The following is a 19,276-nucleotide window of genomic DNA, read 5'->3' as shown; positions in this document are numbered from 1 at the left end:
CCCGCCGTAAAAGGCGAGGTCTCCAGAGGGCTATCTGATGATTTTAGAAGCATTTACGAAATATCTTGAATCAAAAGGGGTTGGTAAGATTGGAAAAGACCTATTTTGTTACTATATGCCGCCCCAAGTAACTCGTGGTTATTTGGTAATGACCCCTAATGACGGGATTTCAATAGATCCTGAATTAAAAGGCTATTATCAAGACATTTTTCCGTTTATGATTAGAGCTGAAAGCATTGTCAAACTTAACCAATTAAGTACAAAGGTTATGGACATAATTGAAACGAGAGATGTTTCGATTGGCGGTGTGTATTTTAACTCTATTCAGCCAGTTACATTGCCTGCTATTTATCCTCAGAATGATGGAGGATCTTTCGAGGCTGGGGTTGTGGTAGAGTTTAGTTGTTATTTACTTAATAAGTAAGGGAATACTTATATGTCAGGAAATAAAGTAGAGAATATCAAGCTAGGCGCATGTAACGTTTCTTTCAATGATGTGGATTTGGGTTATACCAAAGGCGGCGTTGAAGTGGAAATTACAACCGACACGTTGAAAGTGACAGTTGACCAGTTTGGCGAGACAACCGTTTCCGAGCTGATTCAGGGTCGTAATATCAAAGTGACAGTGCCATTAGCCGAAACCGTTCTTGAGCGTTTAGCTGCGGTAATGCCGGGCAGTGAAGTGACAGGTGAAAAAGACGAGATCACGATCAAAACTGGTATCGGCATCAACCTCGTTGAAGTGGCGCAGAAGTTAGTTCTGACTCCACTAAACAAAGACGACTACATTCTAACTTTGCCAAAGTCTGCAACGGCTGGTAGCTTCACAATGGCATACAAGCACGACGATGTTCGTGTCTTCAACGTTGAATTTAACGCTTACCCTAGCGACGATGGTGTTTTGGGTACGATGGGTAAAAAAAAAAGTAACCCCACCAGTCGAGATAAAGGACGATAAACTCGATGCAAAAACAGAAGGCGAGATGAGTGGAGTGTTAGAAAAAGACAATGGGTGATAAACTTCCACCTTTGCGGTTGTAAGTACATAAATACCTAATGTACTATAGGGCTTCTAATTATCTTGAAGCCCTTTTTTATTACATGGAGTTTAGTATGGCCAAGTTACTGGATTTAGATGCCCTGATACCTGAGAAAAAGACGATTAAAATCAGTGGTAATATTTATACCGTTGCACACATGACCGTTGGCTTGTTTGCTTTGGCTCAACATTACCAGACTCAAGACATTGCTAGCAAGTCACCTGTAGAACAGCTACATGCTGGCATTGAACTTGTTGGCAAATTGCTTCCCGAAATGAATGAAGAACAAATTCAAAACCTACCAATTGAATTTATTCAATCGATAATTGTTCATGCTTTCCAAGATGGCGAAGCAACAAACGAACAACATGCAGGTGAAGAAGCAAAGTAATATCCCGTACAGAAGCCGGTGTAGAGATAGTATCAATCGATTTCGGCTTCTACTTTTGTCGTGTCACGGCTTTTTATGGCGAAAGTAGTAATGCTGTGCTGGAAATGCCTCTTGAGCGATTCTGGTTACTAAGTCGAAACATAGATCGCATCAAGTCGGAAGATGATATCCGGCGGTTGCAGATTGCCAGAATTTCACAAGCAACTGGCGATAGTTACGTGGCATTTGAGAAAAGTTTACAGCAGAGAATAGGGCAACCTGTCTTGACAAAACGAGCGATGTTGCCTGTCAATGTCGAAGCCGATCCAGATGCCGAATTTAAATTAAAAAGGATATTCGGTGGAGGCTAAGGATGGCTGACTCGTTAGGTTTTAAATTAACGCTCGATAGCAAAATTTTTGAAATTAAGATTAACAACGCTGAGAGACTGCTTAATCGACTTTCTCAAAGAGCGACATCTTCTAGTACGGGTGTAAAACGTTTAGAGGGCAGTTTCAATAGTTTCGGTAGAACGTTGTCAGATACGATTACTACAATCGACATGGCATCGTTTGCTATCGGAACAATGAAATCTGCCCTTTTTGATTGGCAAAAACCTATTCTCGATAGTGCTGGTAAGTTAGAACGCCTGCAAATCATGCTTCAAGGTTTGGCTACATCTTCGGATAAAGCAGCTGAATCAATGCGTGATTTCAATTTCATCGTCGATAAGGCGAAAAACGCGCCTTTTTCTATCGAATCTATTTCAGACAGCTTTGTAAAACTTAAATCAGCGGGGATCGATCCAACCAAGGGCTCGTTAGATGCGATGGTTGATTCGGTGGCAAGATTTGGCGGCAATAGTGAGCTTCTGAAACGTGCAACCATTGCGATCCAACAAATGTCCGGCAAGGGTGTTGTCTCAATGGAAGAACTTCGTCAGCAATTAGGTGAAGCAATTCCGACCGCCATGCAGTCAATGGCATTAGGTATGAACGTGTCAATGGCTGAATTGGTTAAAGCAGTTTCTAGCGGCTCTGTTCGTTCAAAAGATGCTATTGAATCAATGATGAACATTTTGGAAGTTTCATACGGCGGTTCTGCCAAACGAATGATGAACACCTATGTTGGTTTGTTATCACAAATGCAAACTAACGCCGCCCTTTTAGCCAAATCCATTGGTGACTCTGGTTATATGGATGCTGTTAAAGATGCAATTCGAGATATAAACAGGCTATTGGGTAGTAATGCGGCTGTTTACTATGGAAAGCAGTTTGGCGAGATGGTTAAGGGGATTATTGATGCCTCTAAAGAAATGCTTGTTTGGATTTTTAATAACAAAGAAATGCTACTGTCTTTAGGTTCAGCATTAATGTATATCGCTGGCGGTGTACTTGTTCTGTCCTTTTTTAAGTCAATAACTGGTGCGTTAACAGGCTTTAACAGAATGATCGCAACGACTGTGACAAGTTCTGGCGGTCTAGCAAGACAAATGCTTTTAATCTCTCAACGCGCTTCTAGCATGGGGCAAAATCTTAACCTTGGAACAATTGCCATTGGAAAAATGAAACATGCTTGGCGTGGTTTAGACGCTGTTATGAAAGCCAATGTCATTGTCTTTGCGGTCACTACGATTATCGAGGTTCTTGCTTTACTTGCGTGGTGGTATGACAAAGTAAATGAAAAAGCCAAAAACGCGATGGAGACGGCTAAAAATACGCCTGAATTGGTGACTGATGAGCAAATGGAGGACTTAAAAAAAGCAAAGGAGAGTCAATTAAAAGAATTAAAAGAAATTGAAAAAAAAATCAAATATCAGCAAGAGCTTATGCAACCTGCTTTAGAATATAAAAAGAGTGGTAAGCTTGACAACGAAGAAGCGTTGAATCAAGCCTTGAAAGTAGAAAAAGCCCTCTTAAAAGAAAAAGAAAAAATTGCTGGAAAATTACAAGAATTGCAAGATTCGTTAACCAATACCGAAGTCGCTAAAGCTAAATGGGCGTATGAAAGAAAACTATCCCAACTTGAGGACAGTATTGAAAGAGAAGATGAGGTAAGAAAAGCAGCATTAAGATCCAAACTTGAGGCTCTTAATGCTGAAATGGGGGCAAAACTCAACGCAGCAAAAAATGATACCGCGTTGCAACTTTCTATCCGAAAGGAATACGGTGAGAAAATGGGGGTTTTGTACAATGAGGAATTAGAACGTGGTAAAGCAAGTATCACCAAACAGGCAGATTTAACTCGATCTGAAATCAATCGCATAATGACAGAGTTAGCGAAAGTTCGGGCACAGGCTGGAAATAATGCAACTGATCATCAGAAAAAGCTGATTACTCAACTTGAAAACCAGTTATTAGCCGCTACTAACTCTCTAAATAATTATGAAAAAATGTACCAATCCACCCTTGAACGTATAGCCAATTCCGCAAAGATGTTTATGGGGTCGATAATCGGTATTAATGGTGAGGCTATGGATGCTACATCCGATGCTCTCGGTGGTAAGTTGAAAACTATAGAGGATAATAGCCGTAGAAATTCCGCATCAGCACGTTTAGGTAATGGCGAGAAAATAAAGACAATCGATGGTAGAACCGCCACCTCACAACAAGAATTGCAGACTCATTACAATATAGTGGATGCGCTCAAAGAAGAAGAAATTAACGTTGATGATCTTGAAGTTGCCTATAGCAATTTAAGTAAAAGTCATAAAGCAAGTATAGATGCAGCAATGGCAAACGCACGTATGGCGGGTGATGCGGCGAATGAAAATAAAGATAACACCAGTGCAAGAGCTGCCGAATCCAGAGCCGAAAAAGCTAAGCGTGAAGCTGAACGTATGGCTGAGGCACATAAAAAGTTACTCAACGATGCTGAAGTTATGTCTGAGAAAATCAGCTTTGGTAGTGAAGAAGTTGCTAATTATAAGAAAAACCTTAGTGATTTAAGAGCTGAGTTAGAAAAAATAGCCAACGCTGTCCCTAGAGAGGGCATTTTAAGTCAGGAGCAAATCGACAGAGCTAATGCAAGACTTGCCGAAGTAAAAGCTGAAATTAAGGATAAGGACTACCTTAATGCACTTGGCAAAGACTCAGCCGATCAACTTATTTCTAAATGGGCGGGTTTTGCGAATACCGTTAAAGGCAGCATGACTCAATCCGTTACTGAAATGCGTAGTGAGTTTGAAAAAAACTACCAAGAAGCGGACAAGTATTTTCAAAAGATTATTGCTGCGGCATCAAACAACGAAGAGGTTCAGCGTCATTTAGCAGAAGAACACGCCAAATTCCAAGCTGGTAAGCTGGAAGCAATGGTGCGTATGACCGAAACTGCTACGGCGCAGATGGCATATGATTATCAGAATCTTGGTAAGCTCATTGATGACAATATCAAGTCGGTATTCGATAACCTCGAAGATAAGCTGATGAGTTTTCTTGAGACCGGTAAATTTGATATAGCGGATTTTGGAAATTTTATTTTTAATGAACTTCAACGAACGTTTATCCGCAGCATGGTTATTTCACCGATGATTAACGAGCTGGGTTTAGGTGTTGGTGGAAATACTGGTGAAAGCTTCATCTCAAAAATCGGTGGAGCTATGGGAAGTATAGGGAGTATGTTTGGTGGTTCTGGTAGCTCTAATGCTACAGGAGGCACCGATGGCATTGCTAACCCTGCTCAGTCTTTCGGTGAAAATGCCGCGTCTAAATCGACTGAAGAGCTTGGTAAGGCGGCAACTGAAACAACAGGTGCATTGCAGACAATGCAGTCACAGGGTATTTTCGCTACCCTCGCTGGTTACGCTCAGCAATTGTGGGCAATGTTTACTGGTGCAACCGCACAAACCGCGAATGCTGCTGCCACAACAGCTTCTTCCGTTGCAAACACTACTTTATCGACTAGTGCGGCTATGGCTTCTGCATCGCTAATTCAGCTTTCAATAGCAGCTACAACAGCGGCAATGAAGCAATCGATGGGAAGTTTTGCTTTTGCGAACGGAGGTATCATGAGTGGATCTGGGGCCATACCATTAAAAGCATATTCAAAAGGTGGCATTGCCACTTCACCCCAGTTAGCTCTTTTTGGTGAAGGGTCGCACAACGAAGCCTATGTGCCTTTACCTGATGGTCGCCGTATTCCTGTAAACATGAACATTAATGGTGATGATATTGGTGCAGGTGCTGGTTCAGATAAGAGTGTTGTTATCTCAATATCTGTAGTAAATCAGGGCGGTGACAGCAATGAGAAAAGTAATTCAAGCAACGAGTCGGCATGGAACGAGACAGCTCAAAAAATTAAATCCATTGTTATTGAGACAATGACCGAAGAAAAACGTCCGGGCGGTATGTTAACGGAGTAACATATGGAACGAAAAACCTTTAAATGGCATCCGAAGTTTGACTCCCGAAAGAACTTCAAGTCAACGCTTAGCAAGCAGTCCTTTGATGAGGGGTACGAGCAACGATTAACGTCAGGGTTTAACTGGCGTAAATTTGAGTGGAGTTTGGTGTTCGAGGGTGGCTATTCGTTCATTGCGGAAATTGAAGAATTTCTGTATGAGCACGGCGGGAAAGACTCGTTTAATTGGGTATCTCCCGACAAAAAAAACTATACAATTGTTTGTGAAGATTTTAACGTAGTTAGACATGAAGGTGCGGCTACGCTTTCCGCAACGTTCAGACAAGTGTTCGAGTAAAAATATATGCCGCCTCATGGATTGAGGCGGCTTTGTTTCAAGGAGTGAAACGCAATGACAGGAAAGTCAATCAGACAGCAAATTCAATTATTATCACCTGAATCTATCTTTGAATTTTTTATTATCGATCTGCCTAAGAATACGGGCGGAGGTAGATTCTATTTTCACGCTGGTACAAATGATGTAAACCAACCTGTCGTATGGCAGGGAAAAACCTACCAACCTATGCCGATAAAGGCAACAGGTTTTGATATTAGCGGAGAAGGTAAACTTCCAAGGCCTAAGTTAAAAGTTGTCAATCTGCATGGATTGATTTCTGCTGAGTTGCAAACTAAAGATGATTTGTTAGGTTGTCAGGTGACACGCAAGCGGACGATGCAATGTTTCCTTGATGCAGAAAACTTTCCTGATGGGGTCAATCCAGACGCAAATCCAGAACAGCATTTCCCTGATGATGTATGGTTTATAGACCAAAAAAATCTTGAAACCTGCGAAATAGTGGAATTTGAACTAGCGTCAGTTTATGACCTGATGGGGGTACAACTTCCTAATCGCCAAGTGATCCGTAATTCTTGTCAGTGGGATTATCGTGGTGCAGAGTGTGGATATACTGGCCCTGCTTTTGATAAAGATGACAAACCAACTCCTATCGCCGGAGCAGACTTCTGTCCTAAGCGATTATCTAGTTGCCGGGCGCGGAAGAATTACTTTGCTGATGGGATCATTATGTTTGGCGGCTTTCCGGGAGCGACACGCGCATGATCCAAGATATGATGAGTACAGAGTTATATTTGGTAATGCAACAGGCAGCAGTCACCGCTTATCCAAATGAGGCTTGCGGATTGTTGGTTAACACAAAGGGAACGAAGTATGAGCTTGCGTTGTGTAAAAACGTTGCGGAAGACCCCGTTAATTTTTTTGTTATGGACGCAGACGAGCAGATAGCAGCGGAAAGGAAAGGGGAAGTCGTAGGAGTATGGCATAGCCATACGGATGGAACCAATAAAGCCAGTGAAGCAGATTTGGCTGGTTGTGAAGCCTCAGAGCTTCCGTGGTTTATCATCAATGTGACAAAGAATTATAACCCTGAAATTGATAGTGAATTCATTATCAGTGATGTGAATGTCATTTCCCCAAATGGTTTTGAAATGCCTTATGAGGGAAGACCTTACGCTTTTGGAGTATTTGATTGTTGGATGTTATGTCGCGATTACCTCAAGAGAGAATTTAATATTCAGGTGGGGGCGTGTCCACATCTACACATCCCTAATTGGTGGGATGGCAATAAAGATATTCTAAGTGACAACTTTGCTGAACAAGACTTGGTTAAACTGCCTTACGGAACAAAGCCCCAGCGCGGCGATCTGTTTGCTATGAAAATAGGCTCAAAAATGCCCGACCACTGCGCTGTTTACATTGGTGATAACATGATATTGCACCATCAGGCCAACCGATTAAGCAGTAAAGCAATCTATGGCGGCATGTACCAGAAAAATACTATTCACCATTTACGGCACAAGGATTTGCTATGAGTGAAAAAACAAACACACCGAATATCGTCACCTTTGAATTTGGCGGTGTGCTGGGCAAGAAATTTGGTAAAGAGCACAAAGTAAAGTGCACGACGGTACGACAAGGTATCAGCATTATTAACTGTAACAGACAAGGGTTGCTCGCTTGGATGAAGCAGAATGCTAGAAAGTACCAGAAATATCATATCCGGGTGACTAGGGCCAATGGCGCAATACGCGACATGAGTGAAACTGAATATCAGATGGAAAATAATGGGGATATGATTCATGTCTGTATTACGCCTATTTATCGCGGTGCCGGAGCTAAGGCCATGAGCATTGTTCAGGTCGTTGTTGGTGTGGCGTTAATGATATCCTCATTTTGGTTAGGCCCACCAGCCTTTATGGCTGGTCTTTCCATGTTGGCAAGTGGTGTAGTTGGTCTTTTGTCAAAACAACCGAAGCCAAATACGGGAGGGGCGAATAACCGCAAAAACTCAACTTACTTTGACGGCCCTGAAAATACAGTAGAGCAAGGTGCGCCTGTACCCCTTATTTATGGTGAAGAAATCCTCGTTGGCTCCCAGTTAATCAGCCTTAAATTGTCCGTAGAACAATTAATACCTGACCCACCAGAACCGAAGGAAATTGCGCATAAAATGGCGAATGCTATTATAAATAAAAAAGAAAAAGCATAGCTCTAGTTAAGAGTAGTTAACAAACTGTATTTAAAATTGTATTTGATTATAAAGTTATACATCATTGTATGTACTTAAGTACTTGCTTGCGATATGGAGATTGCAATGAAAAAAGAAAAAATGATTATAGCCGGAGCTGGTGGTGGTGGTGGTGAAAAACCAAGACAATCTGTTGAAGCTCCTGACAATGTTGAATCTAAGACACTCGCGTCAATACTGGATCTTTTGGGTGAAGGTGTAATTGGTGGTTTAAAAAATGGCGGTCAGTCTGTCTTTTTGGACAATGTACCTTTATTGAATCCTGATGGCTCACCAAACTTTAATGGAGTGAAATTTTGGGAAAGACGTGGGGAGCAGAATCAAGACCCGATAGATGGCTTTGATGACATTGAAACGCCTCACAATGTTGCGACAGAACTTAAAAGTACAACGCCTAAAACGTTGCAAATTGACAATGATGATGCTGACCGAGTACGAGTCATCATGGAATTTCCCCGTATGGTTTCGACTAACAAAGAAAATGGAGATGTATACGGGGCGAAAGTTCAATTGCAGTTCCAATTAGCTGTGGGTGGAGATTCATTTAAGCCAGTTATCCCAGTAGATCATAAGGATAGTACGATTACGGTAGCTAAAAAATCAAGTGGCAAATTCCTACGAGAATATTTTATTGATTTACCTAAACCCGGAAAAAATTACCGTATTCGGATTTCTCGATTTACTCCTGATAGCAGCAGTGATTATTTGCACAACAAAACGCTGGTATCGTCCTATGGAGAAATTGTATTTACAAAAATGGGATATCCTAACAGTGCAATAGTTGGAATTACCATTGATTCGCGGGAATTTGGCGGAAATATGCCTCGTCGTTCATACCTTGTTTCGGGTATGAAAATCCGGGTTCCTTCAAACTATATTCCTACCGAAAATATTTATCAGGGAGATTGGGATGGAGGCTTTGATATTCAGGTGTCATCTAACCCTGCATGGATTCTTTATGATTTGCTTACAAATAAACGATATGGCTTGGGAAATTTTGTCAATGAATCAATGATCGACAGAGGACAGTTCTATCAAATAGGGCGTTATTGCGATCAGGAAGTTCCTGATGGCTTCGGAGGGACAGAAAAGCGATTTACTATTAATACAGTGATTGCCAGCCGTCAGGAGGCGTATAAGGTCATTGCTGACATTGCTTCGGTATTCCGTGGTATGGTCTTTTGGGCTGGAGGAATGATTAACCTCCGGCAAGATAGTCCGTCTACACCTGTTATGCAGTTTTCGGCAGCAAATATCATTGATAAAGTTGTTCGCAAAGGGTCATCACGTAAAGATCGCCCAACCGTTGCCGTTGTCACCTACAACGATAAGGATGACCTTTACAAACAAAATATTGAATATATCGAGGATGAAGAGGCTAAAAAACGCTTTGGAATTCGTAAAACGGAATCGCTGGCGTTTGGTTGTACCAGTCGGGGGCAAGCGTACAGAACTGGCCTTTGGCTGCTTTATACGTCTAAAATGGAGACAGATGTTATCACTTTCAAAGCTGGGATCGACAGTTCATTTTTGGTTCCCGGTGAATTAGTAAAACTGCAAGATAAATATCGTTCCGGTAAGCGTAATTCGGGGCGTATTAAATCCTTTACTAAAAACAGTATAACACTAGACGCTCCGGTAAAACTCGATAAAGAGGGAGCATTCATCACCTATCTGACGGCTGATAGTCGCATGATAGATCGTAACTTGCTTGAGCCGACTGGTGAATACCAGACTGTGACGTTTAAAGAGCCGATTAATACCGGTGACGAACCTATGGAAATGGGTATCTGGACGATCACTGAACCTGATTTAGAACCAGTTTTGGTCCGTGTACTGAGTGTGAGAGAAGGGGATGAAAAAGGTACATTTGAAATCACCGGCGTTGAGCATAATCCCTCTAAATTTGAAGCGATTGACCGTGGTGCAACCCTCATCCCGCCTAAAACAAGCATCTTAGATCCGACTTTCAGTAAACCCACTGGGTTAGAGATAACAGAGGTAACTTATCTTTCATCTCCCGGTAACCTGTCGGTGAAATTAATTGTATCTTGGGAAGGACGCTCCCCTAAATATGTTCTCCGCTATCGCCGTAGTGATGTGGTGGACAATTGGGTTCGGATGGAAGTCACCGACAATCAATGTGAAATATTGAATGTTGTGGATAGCGCTAGATATGATATCGAAGTTTTTGCGATCTCAATTACTGGTAGAAAAACCGAGACGTTAGCAGCGACTTACACCACTCTTGGTACTTTGATGCCACCGGGAGCACCTAAAAATCTGGCAGCAGTTGGAGACTACCGACAAATTGTGCTGACTTGGGTAAATCCTGACGCTATCGACCTTGAAACGATTTATGTTTATGGCTCACAAAAAAATAACTTCGAGACGGCGAGTCTTTTGGCAAAAATATCGTCAACAACCTTTACGCACTCTGGTTTGGACGATGACGTTACGTGGTATTACTGGGTAAGAGCAGTCAACAAACGAGGTATGTTAAGCCCTGTAAATTCTAACTTAGGTACAAGTGCGACTACGAAAGATGTATTGTCTTTTTTGAAAAATAAAATCACATCAAGCGAACTCGGTAAAGAGCTATTAGAAGAACTCGAAACTAAAGCTGTCAAGGGAGATCTTGATGCAATACAAGGTTTGATTGATAAATCAGAGATAAAGATTGATGCGATTCAGGACTTGGTTAACAAGTCGGAAATTAAGATCGATGCAATACAAGATTTGGCTGATGAGTCGGATAAAAAAATTGATGAGATTGATAAAATAACTGGTGAAATCAAGGCTTCTCAAGAAACTCTAAATTCTTCCGTTGAAACGGTAAAAGAGAGTGCCCAAAAAGCCCTGCAAGACGCAGATAATAACGCATCTAAGATTGTCAAAATCAAAAATACTGTCGATGAGCAGGATAAAAAGCTCTCTTCAACGTTGGAGGTTATTCAGACGGTAAAAGGCAATATAGAAGCCGTCTTGATCGAAGAGAGAAATTCTCGAATTGAAGGGGATAAAGCAACAACTGAAAAAGTCGAATTGATCGAAACAAAAATAAACAGCCACGATGCGGCCATTAAAAGAGCTGAGTCTACAGCTATTGATGCCGAGAAGACAAGCGCTCGCGTTACCGGTTCAGTTGAAGCTGTTGCTAAGGCAGCTATTGATACAGCGCTAAAAGGTGAAGAAGAAGTTAGGGAACAACGTGATACCAATGCCAAGATATTCACTGATCAGAAAGTAATTGTGGACGGACAGCAAGCATTATCTCAGAAGATAGAAACAATAACCGCAGAGTTCAATCAAAACATAAAAGCTCAATTAAATGAGGAAAAACAAGCACGAGCTAATGCAGATGAGGCACTATCTAAACAAGTTACCCAACTGAAAAGTGAAGTCGATCAAAACATCAAGGCTCAGTTAAGTGAGGAAAAACAGACACGAGCTAATGCGGATGAGGCATTATCCAGACAAGTTACCCAACTGAAAAGTGAAGTCGATCAAAACATCAAGGCTCAGTTAAGTGAGGAAAAACAGACACGAGCTAATGCGGATGAGGCACTATCTAAACAAGTTACCCAACTGAAAAGTGAAGTCGATCAAAACATCAAGGCTCAGTTAAGTGAGGAAAAACAAGCACGAGCTAATGCAGATGAGGCACTATCTAAACAAGTTACCCAACTGAAAAGTGAAGTCGATCAAAACATCAAGGCTCAGTTAAGTGAGGAAAAACAGACACGAGCTAATGCGGATGAGGCATTATCCAGACAAGTTACCCAACTGAAAAGTGAAGTCGATCAAAACATCAAGGCTCAGTTAAGTGAGGAAAAACAAACACGAACGAATGCAGATGAAGCATTATCCAGACAGGTTACTCAGTTAAAAAGTGAAATCAATGAAAGTATCAATGCGCAACTGAATGAAGAAAAGCAAACCCGTGCAAATTCAGATGAGGCATTGTCTAAACAGGTAACTCAGCTAAAAAGCGAAGTAAACCAAAGCATCAATGCTCAATTGAATGAAGAAAAACAAACACGGGCGAATGCAGATGAAGCATTATCTAGGCAAATCACTCAGTTAAGAAGCGAAGTCGGGACAGACATCAAATCTCAACTTGATGAGGAAAAGAATACCCGCGCAACTAAAGATGATGCTCTGTCTCAAAGTGTTGAACGTCTTAAGACACAGACTAGCAAGGATATTGAAGCAGCAGTATTGACAGAAAAAAACGCACGTACAACTTCCGATAAAAGTTTAGCTGATAGTGTCAATGTCTTGAGTGCTAAAACTCAAAAAGATATTGCCAGTGCGGTATCCAATGAAGCCAGTGCTAGAGCTACCAAAGATGATGCTTTAGCAGAGGAAATATCTAAAGTTCTGGCAAAAACCAATGCTAATGAGGCTGCTGTAAAAGTAGAGCAAACAGCGCGTGTTAATGGTGACTCGGCTCTTGGGAACCGGGTGGATACGGTTCAAGCAAAAGTTAATGAGAATGCTGCAATTGTTCAGCAGACCACAAAAACAGTAGCTGATATTAACGGTAAAATTTCCGCTTCTTGGAATCTGAAAGTAGAAACGACTAAAGATGGGAAAAAATATGCAGCAGGTATGGCATTAGGAGTCAATAACAATGCCTCACAATTTCTTGTTCAGGCAGATCGATTTGGTTTAATAAATGTAAACAATGGTGCAGTGACAACCCCGTTTGTTGTTGAAAATGGCACTACCTATATGAATGCCGCTTATATCAAAGATGGCTCAATAAGTAGCGGTAAGGTTGGCGACTTGCAATCTGACAACTACTCAGCAGGGAAAACAGGCTGGAGATTTGGCAAAAATGGTCAGCTAGAAATGAATGGTCAAACGTCTGGACAGGGAAGGTTAAACATCTCCAATAATCGCATTGATGTTTATGACGAAAAAGGTGTTTTACGAGTAAGGCTTGGTTTGCTGTAAATGGCGTTATTGAGTGTGGTAATATTATTTTTATTGTAAGTAATTAAATACCTATTATACATCTGAAAAGGAAATATGAAATGTGGTACAGGGAAGGTACTAATTCTTTTGAGAAAGGCAGTAAAAATGTTACCGGTGTTGGAACTTTTTGGTCACAGGCGAAATATGGCGTTATGCCGGGCATGGTGCTTATTGGTTCTGATAATCTCTTATATGAAATTGAAAGTGTTCAGAGTAATACAGAACTTACTCTGGTAGAGGTTTACAAGGGAAATTCAATCAAGGATCAGCCCTGCCGTATCATTACCACTTACGAAGGGGATTTGTCGCAGTTTAGCGCTCGGTTCTCAGCCTTGCTTCACTCAATATCCGGTGATTCCCGTGAAATTCGAAACTGGTTAACTTCCCCATCACCAGTCGTTATTGTCCGAGATGACGGTACTACATTCAAGGCTGATTCACTGGAAACGATCTATGCGTCACACAAAGCCCGTATAGAGTGGTTTGATAAAAATCAGACACTGATTTCAGATGCAGGTAATCAAGCAGAAAATGCGGCTGGTTCAGCGAAAGCAGCAAAAGACTCACAAATAGCGGCTAAGACCAGTGAAACACAAGCTGAGAATTCAGCTAAAGCTGCGAAGGATTCCCAAGTTGCAGCATCCATGTCTCAATCGGCAGCAAAAACTTCAGAAGCCAATGCTAAGACATCTGAAATTAATGCGGCTAATTCAGCGAAAGCGGCAGCGGCTTTACAAACTGTGACTAAGGTGTCGGAAACTAATGCCGCTAACTCAGCTAAAGGGGCAAATGAGTCTCAGGCGGCTACAAAGGTTTCTGAAATTAATGCGGGTAATTTTTCTAACGCTGCTAAAGCATCCGAACTTGCTTCTAAAACCTCAGAGACTAACGCAAAATCATCCGAAGTTAGCGCTAAGTCATCAGAGACTAATGCTAAATCTTCTGCGGATTCTGCAACTGAAAAAGCCAAACAAGCAGCCGATTCACAAATAGCAACAAAAGCCTCTGAAACTAACGCAGCAGCATCCAGTGATACCTCAACTAAATCTGCCTCTAATGCTTCTGCTTCTGCAAGTAAAGCAGAACAAGAGGCCAATAAAGCAATTAGTTCAGCCAATAATGCTGCAACCTCAGCATCCGGTGCGGCAAGTTCTGCAAATTCTGCGAAAACGTCTGAGACTAACGCCAAGTCGTCAGAAAATAACGCCACCACCGCAGAGAAAAATGCTAAGGCATCAGAAAATAATGCAGCAGCATCTAAGTCAGAAGCTGAAAAGTCGGCAAAAGATGCGGCGAACACTCTTGCGAAAATGGGGAATGATGCAAAAATTGCGGCTGATGCAGCTAACGCCGCAAAGCTATCAGAGACTAATTCAAAGGCAAGCGAAATCACTGCCAAAACCTCAGAAACCAATACTGCCAACGCAGAAAAAGCAGCTAAAAGCTCTCAAGATGCCGCCAAAACCTCAGAAACCAATGCCGCAAATTCAGCACAACTTGCGTCTGCTTCTCAGGCATCTGTAAAAGCATCGGAATCTGTTGCAGTATCATCAAAAAATGCAGCACAAGAAGCCGCTACTTTGGCAACTAAAAAAGCGGAATTAGCGTCAGTCTCAGAAAGTAAGGCGCTGGATGCTGCCAATAGAGCAACTCTTGCCGCACAATCAAATGAAGACTCTCTCAAAGGGAAAACTGCCGTAATAACTATAGGATCAAATGTAGCGACTTGGACAAAAATAGCCGAAGTCATCATGCCACAGGCAGCCAGTACTGTTCGTATAGAAATTGTAGGCGGTAGTGGCTTCAATGTTGGTCATTACGTACAGGCATCTCTATCCGAAATTGTTTTACGTTCTGGCAATGGTCATCCAAAAGGGATAAACGCGGTTATTTACAGAACGAATACTAGTGCCGTGAATAAGATAGCAACCATTAATACAGAAAATGACAAATACGATGTTTATGTCCACCTTGGTGCTTTCGCATTTTCCTTGATATGCAATGCGCAGCAAGCTAATGCAACCATTTTAAACTTGGGAGCGTTGTCAACCCCATCAGCGACATTACCTGAAGGAGTATTGGAAGGTAAAACATACAATTATGTTTTGTCATCCTCAGACGAATATGGAAATTTGTCTGTTGATAAAAATATGTATGGACCGGGATTTGTCTCTGGTATGCAAGGGCAAGATAGAACGTGGCTAGAACCTAAAGAGGGTAATGCTTATTGGTTAGCTAATATTGGTGACCAATACGTTGGTGAGTTCAAACATCCTAAAAAATCAGGAACGGCTGCTATATTAGAAGAACATTACACCAAAGGGGAATCAGATAGTAAGTATGCGTTAAAAAACTCACAAGAAGAACTTAAGGTTGGCTACATATCGGCTAAGTGGGTTAACAATTACGCAGGTATTAAACTTCAAAAACCTGATGATCGTTATGCCTTAATTGAGACTACTCCTCATGGTAGCGCACCATTAAACTTTATCTACCGTGATCCAAACGGTAATAATATTTCTGTAGCTTCTTTGCCAACAGAAACAGGGGTTATTGCATTACAAGGTTATTCTTACTCAAAAGATGAAATTAACCAGAACTTTGTAAAAAGCGATACAATAAATCTTGGCAAGTCATGGACCGCTCTGAAAACGATCTCATCTGGTGAGTGGGGTCAACCTATTGGTTACTCAACAATGGTGCATATCGACAGTATTGGGTTGCCAAATGGATTCGGTGATCATGGTTATTGGCATGTTATCGCTGCTCGTGATATGGCTCAGGGATATGCAGGGTTTTTGACTGGATTTGACAAAGGGCACGTTTATTACGGATTCTCTAATACTAAAGAAGGCAATCCTACTTGGGTTAGAGTGTACACAGAAAATCATAAACCTTCTGCGAGTGATGTAGATGCGTATGCAAAAGGTGAGTCTGATAGTCGTAACTACAGCAGTCTACCTTATGTAATGAAACAATCTGGTGGTGATAATTCAGACCTAAATAACTGGCCGAACAATAGAGTTGCATTTGTCTATCATGATGCTGAAAACAGTGCTCAAGAGACTGGAGTAGGTGCTTCATTTGCTCATGGTAATTATGTTTTGCAGCTTGTTTCTCGATATTACGGTAATGGGGATGTTCTTAAATTCAGAACAAAAAATGGGGATAACAATACTTGGAACCCTTGGCATCATATTGCCACAACAAATTGGACATATTCACAAGGCGATATTGATGCGAAAGTTAATGGACGTATGGCGAATGGCACTGCTTACACTAAAGGCGAATCAGACGATAAATATCAGCCAAAAGGTAACTATGCTAATGCTGCTTCTCATACTTTCAGTGGGGATGTAAGAGCACCTCATATCATTACAGGCTCAGGAAATAACCTTAGTTACTTTTTTCAACGTGATGGTGCTTGGGTATGGACTGCGCAACAGAATGGCAATTGGCAAGGCGAGATCAAACATCCCGGAAGAGGGGGGGTATTTGCGCTTCAAGGGGATAGTTATTCTAAAGGTGAATCGGACGGCAAATTTCAGGCTAAAGGAAACTATGCAATAGCTGGAAGTTCTTACTTGAAAGAAGAATCGTCTACATTATTTGCCGGATATGCAAAGTCACTTCCTGATCTTAATGATAGAAATTTTACTTTTTTCTTTACTGGTGATGATTCTTCAGGATGGGCTAAAGGAGTAAATATAAACTGGCGAACTGGTGGCGATACTGGACAATTCTTTGTTGACTCACTAGGTAAGTTTAGAGCTAGATTTTTAAACGATAATGGCACGATTGCAGAAAAAGGATTTTTATATTTGGGTGACGCCTATACCAAAGGTGAGTCTGACGGAAAATATCAGACCAAAATAGGTCAAAGTATCAGCTTTGGGGAAAGCCAGCAGGCATGGACTACAGCCCAATTTATTGACTGGATAAAGTCAAAAGGGGCTTTTGATACAGGATATTGGTTAGTCAGAGGTTCGTGGTGGTACGCTGGGAACTGCTATATCTCAGACACCGGTGTTGGAAATATTCACTTGGCAGGTTGTACGGTTGAAGTGGTTGGTCTTATAGGCGCTTACACAATTAAGATTATAACACCGACAACCTCTGCAAGTGGTGAGGTTAATAAAGAGTTTATTTACGTTAATAACGGTAATGGCAATGATTATTCCCCCGGTTGGCGCAGATTGTATAACACCAGTTCGCCGCCGACTGCATCGGAAGTTGGGGCGTACTCTAAAGGCGAATCTGATAACAAATATCAACTGAAAGGTAACTTTGCCAATAAAGGCGAGAGCTATACTAAAGGTGAGTCTGATAGTCGTTATTTTGAAAAATCAGGTGATTTACACTTAAATCGTGCAGCTCGCCGCCATATTGTCTTTCATAATGGTTCGCAAATTGATGGATATATTTTTAAAGATCCTAATGGACACTTGATGTTTAATAACGGTGTCCACGGTGGTGATTGGCAGATGCAAACTAATGGGGCGTTTTATTGTGGCGGAAATGGTAACTTTAACGATGTATATATCAGATCTGATAAGCGTTCTAAAGAAAACATTGAAAAAATCAGTGATGCAGGTCAAAAACTGTCAAAACTGCGTGGTTATACCTATACCGTATCTGACGATAACAACAATAGCAGCCGTTCTGCCGGCCTTATCGCTCAGGAAGTACAAGATATTTTACCGGAAGCAGTGACTAAAGACGAAAAAGGCTTGCTACGTCTAAACTACAACAGTGTAATTGGCTTGTTGGTTGAAGCGGTAAAAGATTTGCAGAAACAGGTTGACGCTCTTAAAAATAATATGTAACCACTTACCTATTGCGTTAAAAAATGCTATAAATTTCCCACCCCGATTTGCCTAACACATGGAGGTTAAAATGGCTAACGAGGTGGGAAAAGTGACACCGGAAATGGTGGAGCGAATTGCAAAGATTGTCGCACAGGAAGTTGCGGTAAATTTGCGTGACGACCTAAAGGATAAGGTCGGTGAAGAAGTTAATCGCCATCTTAAAGCCTACTTTGGCGACATGACGGCGGCACAGCACAGTATTCAACATGCCAACATAGAAAAGCTGCTGGTTAGATTAGACAACCTTTCTAGCGGATTTTACGGGGGCATAATCTCAAAAATAGCCTCTATGCTGGTGGCGGCTCTTATTTTAGGGCTGGCGGCGTGGGGTTTAAAGAATGGTATGGGTAACTAAAGGAGTAGTTAGCTATGACAAGTAAAGGATTACCTCGTGGGATCAGAAATAACAATCCCGGCAATCTCGAAATGGGTTCGCCGTGGCAGGGTTTGACCAAAAGACCTCAAGACGCTCGTTTCTGTTCTTTCGTTGATGCGACTTTCGGCATTCGAGCATTGGCGGTTACGCTCATCACCTATCACGATAAGCGTAAAGCAGCAAATGGCACTCGCATTGATACCGTGCGTGAAGTCATTGAACGTTGGGCACCCTCAGTTGAAAACCACACTGAGCGGTATGTTCAGTTCGTCAGTAAGGCAATGGGAGTTTACCCTGATCAAAATATTGATCTACATGATTATGACACTATTCGTCCGATGGTGGAGGCGATCATTCGTCAGGAAAACAGTCAAGGTAAACTCAAAACCCTCAACTCGTGGTACAGCCGTGAAGTGATTGATGAGGGGTTACGTCGTGCTGGTGTTGTCAAAAAGACGAAAGAAATTGCCAAAATTCCGGTAACGAAAGAAACCGCTAGTGCAACAGTTGTTGCATCTTTGGGAATCGGCCAGATTGCCGAAGTTATGCCTCAGCTTTCAGATGCTATGGTGAAGTCAGAGAGCCATCTATCCAGCGGGTCAGTAGTTCGTATCGTCTTCGGAGTTGCAACTATTGTGGTGGCTTGTGTCATCGCGTATTCGCAGGTCAAACGTTTTAAGCAAGGTATTGGTTAA

12 protein-coding genes and 1 pseudogene are annotated in these 19,276 nt (G+C 41.7%); all 13 read left to right on the top strand.

The window, feature by feature from the left end:
- The first annotated feature begins 37 nt into the window (after positions 1-37).
- The 13 genes and pseudogenes from Xhom_RS22225 (at position 38) to Xhom_RS22165 (ending at position 19,276) form a co-directional block, all read left to right on the top strand.
- Positions 38-424: a minor capsid protein gene (locus Xhom_RS22225; RefSeq protein WP_099139911.1), complete on the top strand. Its 387-nt coding sequence runs from the start codon at positions 38-40 to the stop codon at positions 422-424.
- A 12-nt stretch (positions 425-436) separates the two neighbouring features.
- Positions 437-925: pseudogene (locus Xhom_RS22220) on the top strand (hypothetical protein); the annotation flags it as partial.
- A 188-nt stretch (positions 926-1,113) separates the two neighbouring features.
- Positions 1,114-1,431: a hypothetical protein gene (locus Xhom_RS22215; RefSeq protein WP_099139909.1), complete on the top strand. Its 318-nt coding sequence runs from the start codon at positions 1,114-1,116 to the stop codon at positions 1,429-1,431.
- Positions 1,432-1,535: 104 nt separating this feature from the next.
- Complete coding sequence (locus tag Xhom_RS22210; protein ID WP_099139908.1) at positions 1,536-1,781, top strand: hypothetical protein; 246 nt, start codon at positions 1,536-1,538, stop codon at positions 1,779-1,781.
- A 2-nt stretch (positions 1,782-1,783) separates the two neighbouring features.
- Positions 1,784-5,770 carry a tape measure protein gene (locus Xhom_RS22205; RefSeq protein WP_099139907.1) on the top strand — a complete coding sequence of 1,329 codons (3,987 nt, stop codon included), beginning with the start codon at positions 1,784-1,786 and terminating at the stop codon, positions 5,768-5,770.
- A 3-nt stretch (positions 5,771-5,773) separates the two neighbouring features.
- The gene (locus tag Xhom_RS22200) at positions 5,774-6,106 is read left to right on the top strand and encodes a phage tail protein (protein ID WP_099139906.1); all 333 of its coding nucleotides are present in this window, start codon (positions 5,774-5,776) and stop codon (positions 6,104-6,106) included.
- Between the two features lie 54 nt (positions 6,107-6,160).
- Positions 6,161-6,868, top strand: a complete 708-nt coding sequence (locus Xhom_RS22195) for a phage minor tail protein L (protein ID WP_099139905.1) — start codon at positions 6,161-6,163, stop codon at positions 6,866-6,868.
- Entirely contained in the window at positions 6,865-7,638 is a 774-nt protein-coding gene (locus tag Xhom_RS22190) for a C40 family peptidase (RefSeq protein ID WP_099139904.1), read from the top strand. The genes Xhom_RS22195 and Xhom_RS22190 overlap by 4 nt, the downstream gene beginning before the upstream one ends.
- Entirely contained in the window at positions 7,635-8,315 is a 681-nt protein-coding gene (locus Xhom_RS22185) for a tail assembly protein (protein ID WP_211287903.1), read from the top strand. Before Xhom_RS22190 ends, Xhom_RS22185 begins: the two co-directional genes overlap by 4 nt.
- Before the next feature lie 105 nt (positions 8,316-8,420).
- The gene (locus Xhom_RS22180; RefSeq protein WP_244590806.1) at positions 8,421-13,316 is read left to right on the top strand and encodes a phage tail tip fiber protein; all 4,896 of its coding nucleotides are present in this window, start codon (positions 8,421-8,423) and stop codon (positions 13,314-13,316) included.
- A gap of 80 nt (positions 13,317-13,396) precedes the next feature.
- Entirely contained in the window at positions 13,397-18,163 is a 4,767-nt protein-coding gene (locus Xhom_RS22175) for a tail fiber domain-containing protein (RefSeq protein ID WP_099139902.1), read from the top strand.
- Between the two features lie 70 nt (positions 18,164-18,233).
- Positions 18,234-18,560, top strand: a complete 327-nt coding sequence (locus tag Xhom_RS22170; protein ID WP_099139901.1) for a hypothetical protein — start codon at positions 18,234-18,236, stop codon at positions 18,558-18,560.
- A 14-nt stretch (positions 18,561-18,574) separates the two neighbouring features.
- Positions 18,575-19,276, top strand: a complete 702-nt coding sequence (locus tag Xhom_RS22165) for a hypothetical protein (RefSeq protein WP_099139900.1) — start codon at positions 18,575-18,577, stop codon at positions 19,274-19,276.

The sequence above is a fragment of the Xenorhabdus hominickii genome (assembly GCF_002632725.1).
GTDB classification, from domain to species: Bacteria; Pseudomonadota; Gammaproteobacteria; order Enterobacterales; family Enterobacteriaceae; genus Xenorhabdus; species Xenorhabdus hominickii.
Note: the sequence above shows the minus strand (reverse complement) of the source record. Positions and strands in the feature narration are given on the sequence as shown.